The following is a 7,109-nucleotide window of genomic DNA, read 5'->3' as shown; positions in this document are numbered from 1 at the left end:
AGGTTAAGCCCCATTAGATATAAGCAGACCACCCACACGCGAAGCGGCTGATGACGCCCCGAGAAGATACTTTTCGTCAGGTCATCAAAATCTCGCTCACAGCTCTGACAATGATAACGATGACGCTAATGAAACATCTTGCCCAGATTAAGCACCTCGAAAGTATTACGCAGTCTGGTAACCCCCCGCTATTTTTGTGTCTGCTTGGTTAAATAGAATGTTCACGCAGGCATCGGGCAAAGCATGAAGACAAAAATCGTTTGTTAGCGCACTATCTGTTTTGAGTTCCCAAAAACAATGTACCAATCCAGACAAATTATTCGGTGGTTTCGTCTCAGTATATCGAACTGATCGTACCGTTTTTTCTATACCGTCTCGGATTGGATTATACATAACTTGTCTTAATTCATAACATTTTATACTCTGTTATTTAACGTGAATAGCAAGCATTACTTGCAAAAGAGTGACGGTGAGGGACAGAAAAACCAGTGTAAAAATTGCGAGTAGGAAATCTCGAACCACCAAGCATCGGTGTGAGATTTTCCGATATTGAAGGCATGGGAGGGTATATGTGGAACTCGTGAGGTATAACTATTACTTAGAGGGAAAGTTTCCACCTATCTAGCCCATACAGATGATTAGGTGGAAATATTTCTGCTTAAGATCCCTATGCGGGTGATTAGGTAGAAATACGTCAGCCTAATTCACCTATATGGGTGATTAGGTGGAAAGTTTCAGTATAAGCATCCCTTCTATATACGGCTGGTGCTGCTTAGGATTTATTTACCCTCTGCTCCTTTGCCTTCATTCCATGTCATCGTCTGAGCCTCGTCCTAAGAAATGACTCGACCAGGTACGTGATGCTATTCGGCTGAAGCATTATTCCTATCGAACTGAAGCAATCTACGTTCCTATGTACAGGGCAAAACTATAATGACCTTCTGAAAGGCTTTCTGCTGCTGGGGTTGAGTCAAATTTAGAAGGATGTGTATGTTTCAAACTTTTGCCCCGTACTGAGGGTAGCGTTACTCTTCCCACTCTTGGGGTTTGAACTCCATACTGGTAGAGATCAAGATTGGCCGTCATCTTGAGGCCAAACCCGCCCGCTGCGTTCAGTATCGATCCGAAAGTCAGAGTATTTGCGATTAAAAATCTCTCGCCCCAGCTGCTCAGCTGCCACAATGGGGGCACTCGGATCGCGCAACACTTCACTGCGACTGTTGCCCACACCATGCACCACACCGACAAACTCAGAATGGGTATAACGGCAATATTCCTGAATCTGATGGACAATCCCCAGCGATGCCCCCGGATAGGTTTCCTCGGATGCCAGTACCAGACCGATGCGTTTGTGGGTCATCTGATGCATAACTTGGGCAGAGTCAGGATAGGAAGCCGCGTAGTAGCAAAATGTCCGATCAAAAAACACTTTCGTTTGGGCAGACAACCCATACCAATAAACGGGTGAGCAAAAAACGACTCCATCCGCTGGCAAAAAGTCATCAAAAAATAACGCCCGGAAATTATCTTCAATGGCACATTCCCCGTTGGGCAGACGACACTGACGACAATCCCGTAAAAAGCTTGTAATCGAATCGTCAATAAAGCGTAGCGATACCTGCATTTCTGCTGCTTCAGCTCCCCGCTGAACGGCGGCGGCAAGGGTGGCCGAGTTACCCGTTCGACGAGGACTACCGACAATAATAAGTAGCTTTTTTGAATGATTCATGCCAAAACGGTTGGTTACTAAATAAATTTAACGAACGTCCGATTGCTTTGATCTGCAGGTTTTGATCCGCAGGTAGAGATACACAAATCTTGCACTGAGTCAGGTTCAACCCCACTTCAAGTTTGACCTATAGCCTGCTTATATTGGGCAGATATAGGTCAAATTTTCAGTCCGGTTAACCTCTCAGCGTGGTAAAAACTTTCGGTGCCTCTTACGCTACTCCAACAAATCGGGCTCCTGACGAACGATCTTGTCATATAGGGACTGAAAACTAAACCACCCAATGCGATGGGAACCAATCTGGCTGTAAGTTAAGCTGGCTGTTTCGGGCTCAATCAACACTGGCTTGCCCGCTGCTTCTGCCATCAGTTGTGCCTGGCAAGAGCGATCCATCGTGATAAACCACCAGGCGGCCTCATCCACCGTATGGCCAACGGTGAGTAAACCATGGTTACGCAAGATCACTGCTTTTCGGTCCCCCAGGGTATGGGCAATGCGTTTACCCTCCTCGAGATCCAGCACCACCCCGGTATAGTCATCGAACAACCCATGGTCTTCGTAAAACGCACAGGCATCCTGGGTTAGTGGATCCAATAAACGCCCCAGGGTGGACCAAGTTTTACCATGGAGTGAGTGGGCGTGGGCCGCCGCATTAGCATCGGGTCGGGCCTGGTGAATTTGGGAGTGGATCGCAAACGCTGCTGCATTGATGGGCTTATCCCCTTGGATCACCTCCCCTTTGTGATTAACCAACAACAGATCAGAGACCCGAATGTGACCAAAGTACATGCCAAACGGATTTACCCAAAAGCAATCTGGCCATTCAGGATCGCGCACAGTGATGTGTCCAGCCACCCCTTCATCGAACCCATAATGGGCAAATAGCCGAAAGGCGGCGGCTAAGCGCTGTTGGCGATGACGGCGCTCATCTTCCCAATGGTCAAAGGTGGGTGGAGTGGGGAAACTCAGGTTTGACATGTCCTTACCTCATATAGACGCACCCCCTATTCAAGCTAACTTTGGCCAAACTACTAATGGATTGTCAAAAGAACTTTAGATAGCGCTGGATCTCCCAGTCTGATACATGGCAGTGGTACTCTTCCCATTCCTGGGTTTTGAAGTCCACATAGGTCTTATACATCAAGGGTCCCATCACCTCTTTACTCAGAGGATCAGCAGCAAAGTCGGATATGGCATCCCCCAACGTCTTTGGCAATGTCTCTATGCCCATCGCCTTCAGTTCCTCCAGGGAATACAGATACATATTCTCCGTATGGGGCTCCCCCGGATCCATCCCTTCCCGAATGCCTTCTAAACCTGCCGCCAAGATCATCGCTGCCCCCAAGTAGAGATTGGTGGCAATGTCCGCTGCCCGACATTCTACTCGACCACCCCCCAGGGGAATCCGTAGCATGTTAGTGCGGTTATTATTGCCATAGCAAATATAGACCGGAGCCCAGGTAAAGCCGGACATACTACCCTTACGCACCAGTCGTTTATAGCTATTCACCGTGGGACAGGTGACTGACACAATGGCCTTAGCGTGTTTGAGTACGCCCGCAATAAACTGATACCCTAATTTAGAAAGACCATTTGGATCGCTGGCATCTTCAAACAGATTTTTCCCAGTTTCAGGGTCCGCCAGGGACATATTGTAATGGGCACCGCTTCCTGTCTGATTGGCATAGGGTTTGGGCATAAAGCTGGCAAAATACCCTTCCTCCCTCGCTAGTTCCTTCACCATAAATCGGAAGAATGTGAGCCGGTCCGCCATTTTTAGCGCATCACAGTAGGTAAAATCTGTCTCAAACTGGCCCTGGGCATCCTCATGGTCAAAGGAATACACATCCCAACCCAGGCTGTTCATGGCGCTGACAATTTTGTCTAGAATTTTATAGTTATCTAACACCGTGGGCAGAGCATAGGCCGCTTTTGGTAGCGTGTCGCGATCGCTAACTGGCCCAAACCCCGTTTCATTTTCTTTTAAGATAAAGAACTCTGTCTCAATCCCTAGATTAAAACGGAAGCCCATGTCCGCCGCTTGCTTGAGCACATTTTTCAGAATTGTGCGACAACAGGCTTCAAAGGGTTGACCCACCAGATGCAAATCACTTGCAAACCAGACGATCTCTGAATTCCAGGGCAGCACAGTGGCACTGTCCGGGTCAGGCATGGTGCCGACTTCGTCATCGTTAATGGCTTGGGGCACCCCATCGAGGGCGGCCCCTGTAAACAATTCTGAACCCTGCATCATGCGATCAAAGTGAGCCATGGGAACAACTTTTCCCTTGCACATGCCATGGATGTCCACAAAGCTGGCCATGGCATACTTGACACCCTTTTCTTTGAGGGAATCCTGGAGGGATTGGAGTTTAGGGGAGAGGGGGGAGATGTGGGGGTACATGGTGGGGGAGAGGGGCAGGGGAGTTGGGGGGCAGGGGAGAGAAACTTGTCTCCTAAACAGAAACAATCTTCTGGGTTGGGTTGGCATCTAGACACAGTGCTGACCAGTCCTGGGCAACCTGGGCGGCAAAGGTAGCTGCACCCTCGGCATGGGCCTGGATCTGGGTCTGGATTTGCTGATCTAGCTGGGGATAGTTGGTCTCAATCCACTCACTTTTTGCCGTTAGCCAATCGGTAATGATGTCTGGTGTTACTTCCAGATGAAATTGAAACCCGTAGATATTGGTGCCAATGCGATAGGCCTGATGGGCACAGAGATCATTGGTCATTAACAGGGTTGCTTGCACCGGCAGATCAAAGGTGTCGAAATGCCACTGCATAATGTGTAAATCCAAGGGGCAATTCTGTAGCCAGAGCTCTGGGGCCAGAGCTTCTACAACTCTCAAGGGAGAGAATCCTAGCTCTGGTTTGCTATGGGGATAGACCTGGGAACCAAAGGCACGGGCAATCAGCTGAGCGCCCAAACACACCCCCATAATGGGCTTGTTTTCTGCATGGAACTGATGGATGAGTTCAACCACCTGCTTGAGATGGGGATATTGAGCATCCTCATGGGCGTTCATGTGGCCCCCTAGGATAATGAGCCCGGAAAAGTCACCGTTAGGTGACATAAGCTGCTGTTCTGGCAACCAGGTGGAAAGCTCTGCCCCCAATTGGACAAGCTGGTCACCCAAAAGGCCGATGGGATCTCGAACACTATTTTGGATAACTAGGATTTTCATTGCGATCGCAACCCCAAATTTCTCACAATATTTATTCCTGGCCATATTAGCAAGATCTTGCCAGTAAAACTGTTTGAATGCTGACGAACTCTCCCCCTAAAATATGCTGTTTAACCTGCCCTTTAACCGATCATCGCTTTAAAACAAAATGTCACAATTCGGCAAAGAGTCAGCCAAGGTCAATCAATCCTAGACCCTGAGCAGACGGTAGCCTCAGCTACAAAAGTATCTCATTTGCACTGTTTTACTGAGGTCATACGCTAGGGATCCTCAGAACTATGGTGGGAACGCTCACGCAGACAAAAACACTAGTAGAAAAAGCAAAGGAACTGGGAATTAAATTTTTCCTCGTATCCTATACCGATCTATTAGGGGGTACTCGGGCCAAGCTGGTGCCAGCTACACAAATTGCGTCGGTGGAAAAGGACGGTGCTTTCTTTTGTTCCTTTGCCTCTAACCTAGGTCTAGGACCGGATGCGCCAGAGATTGCGGCTATTCCCGATCCAGACTCTCTCATTCAGCTGCCGTGGGAGCCCACTGTGGGTTGGGTCGCTAGCGATGTGTATTTTGAAGGCAAACCCTTTCCCGCCGCTCCTCGCATGATCCTCAATCGGGTATTAGACCAGTGTACCGAGCTGGGATACACCTACAAGGCGGGGGTGGAAGCCGAGTTTTTCCTACTTAAAAAAACAGAAACAGGGTATGCCATTGCCGACGATTTAGACACAGCAGAACGGCCCTGCTACGACCAGGTCAATCTGATGCGCCAGTTTGATCTGATCTCCACCCTGGTAGACTACATGGAACAGTTGGGCTGGGGACCTTACCAATGTGACCATGAAGACGCCAACGGCCAGTTTGAGCTGAACTGGACCTACAGCGATGCCCGCACCACTTGCGATCGCCACGTCTTCTTCAAATATATGGTCAAAACCCTGGCCGAACAGCGGGGGTACACCGCCACCTTCATGCCCAAGCCCTTTAGCCACATCACCGGCAGCGGTGGCCATGTCCACAACAGCCTGTGGCAGGGGGCGACCAACAGCTTTGCAGAGGGAGCCGACGAGGGTGGTTTATCCCCCGTGGGGTATCACTTCCTGGGGGGCGTACTCAACCATGCCAAAGGCTTAACCGCTCTGTTTGCCCCCACGGTCAATTCCTATCGACGCCTGGGCGCTAGCATGACCGCATCCGGTAGTACCTGGACCCCCCGCTACATTTCCTATGGTGGCAACAATCGCTCCCACATGCTCCGCATTCCCGAAGCAGGCCGTTTTGAATGCCGCCTCATCGACGGAGCTGCCAACCTATATCTGGCCCTGGCCGGGTTGCTCGCCGCCGGGGTGGACGGCATCAAAAATCAAACCTCCCCAGGCAAACGGATTGATGAAAATCTATTTGCCCGTGGGTCTGAGTTTCCTGATTTAGAAACGCTGCCCACTAATCTGTATGAGGCTCTGGAAACGTTAAAGAAAAATGAGTTGCTAATGGAGACCTTAGGAGAATTAGGGGCGAAGACATTCTTTGAGTTTAAGCAAAAAGAATGGAACGCATTCTGTTCCCAGGTAACTGACTGGGAGATGAATCAGTACATTAATATTTGAGGGGTATTTCTATACTGGCGTTAACGGTTGACCCACCCCGTCCGTTGGACACCCCTCCCAGGAGGGGATAGTCTGCTTCTGAGATAGGTTTACCCAGGAGAATAATGCTAATGCAGTATTTAATATCGCTCATCCCAGACCTCATCCCCTCCTGGGAGGGGCAACGGTGTGGGTCACCCCTGATGAGTCAAAACCACAACTGTTGAATACCACATTAATAAATATTTGAGAATACTTGAGGGGTATTTCTATACTGGCGTTAACGGTTGACCCACCCCGTCCGTTGGACACCCCTCCCAGGAGGGGATAGTCTGCCTCTGAGATAATTTACCCAGGAGAATGATGCTCATGCAGGATTTAATATCGCTCATCCCAGACTTCATCCCCTCCTGGGAGCAGTACATTAATATTTGAGGGGTATTTCTATGGAGGCGTTAACGGTTGACCCACCCCGTCCGTTGGACACCCCTCCCAGGAGGGGATAGTCTGCCTCTGAGAGAGTGTACCCAGGAGAATAATGCTCATGCAGTATTCAATATCGCTCATCCCAGACTTCATCCCCTCCTGGGAGGGGCAACGGGGTGGGTCACC

General features: G+C 49.6%; 7 protein-coding genes. 1 reads left to right on the top strand and 6 read right to left on the bottom strand.

The features are described from left to right. Positions 1 to 165: 165 nt before the first annotated feature. The 5 genes from VB741_RS26275 to VB741_RS08450 form a co-directional block, all read right to left on the bottom strand. Positions 166 to 393 (bottom strand): DUF6597 domain-containing transcriptional factor, encoded by a 228-nt coding sequence (locus VB741_RS26275; protein WP_442786324.1) that lies wholly within the window; start codon positions 391 to 393, stop codon positions 166 to 168. Between the two features lie 676 nt (positions 394 to 1,069). Continuing rightward, on the bottom strand, positions 1,070 to 1,729 hold the full coding sequence (locus VB741_RS08465) for a flavodoxin family protein (protein ID WP_323364727.1): 660 nt from the start codon (positions 1,727 to 1,729) through the stop codon (positions 1,070 to 1,072). A gap of 216 nt (positions 1,730 to 1,945) precedes the next feature. After that, positions 1,946 to 2,707 carry a class II aldolase/adducin family protein gene (locus VB741_RS08460; protein WP_323364726.1) on the bottom strand — a complete coding sequence of 254 codons (762 nt, stop codon included), beginning with the start codon at positions 2,705 to 2,707 and terminating at the stop codon, positions 1,946 to 1,948. A gap of 64 nt (positions 2,708 to 2,771) precedes the next feature. Continuing rightward, entirely contained in the window at positions 2,772 to 4,133 is a 1,362-nt protein-coding gene (glnT, locus tag VB741_RS08455; RefSeq protein WP_323364725.1) for a type III glutamate--ammonia ligase, read from the bottom strand. 52 nt (positions 4,134 to 4,185) lie between these two features. Continuing rightward, positions 4,186 to 4,959 carry a type 1 glutamine amidotransferase gene (locus VB741_RS08450; RefSeq protein ID WP_323364724.1) on the bottom strand — a complete coding sequence of 258 codons (774 nt, stop codon included), beginning with the start codon at positions 4,957 to 4,959 and terminating at the stop codon, positions 4,186 to 4,188. Positions 4,960 to 5,192: 233 nt separating this feature from the next. On the opposite strand from VB741_RS08450, the gene glnT (VB741_RS08445) reads away from it, so the two are divergent. Continuing rightward, positions 5,193 to 6,518: a type III glutamate--ammonia ligase gene (gene glnT, locus VB741_RS08445; protein WP_323364723.1), complete on the top strand. Its 1,326-nt coding sequence runs from the start codon at positions 5,193 to 5,195 to the stop codon at positions 6,516 to 6,518. On the opposite strand, the gene VB741_RS08440 is transcribed toward glnT (VB741_RS08445), so the two are convergent. Next, positions 6,508 to 6,651: a hypothetical protein gene (locus VB741_RS08440; RefSeq protein ID WP_323364722.1), complete on the bottom strand. Its 144-nt coding sequence runs from the start codon at positions 6,649 to 6,651 to the stop codon at positions 6,508 to 6,510. The genes glnT (VB741_RS08445) and VB741_RS08440 overlap by 11 nt on opposite strands. Between the last annotated feature and the right edge of the window lie 458 nt (positions 6,652 to 7,109).

This window comes from Leptothoe sp. PORK10 BA2 (assembly GCF_034932105.1).
GTDB lineage: Bacteria > Cyanobacteriota > Cyanobacteriia > Phormidesmidales > Phormidesmidaceae > Leptothoe.
The sequence above is the reverse complement of the archived record's forward strand: the minus strand, read 5'-3'. Positions and strand labels throughout refer to the sequence as shown.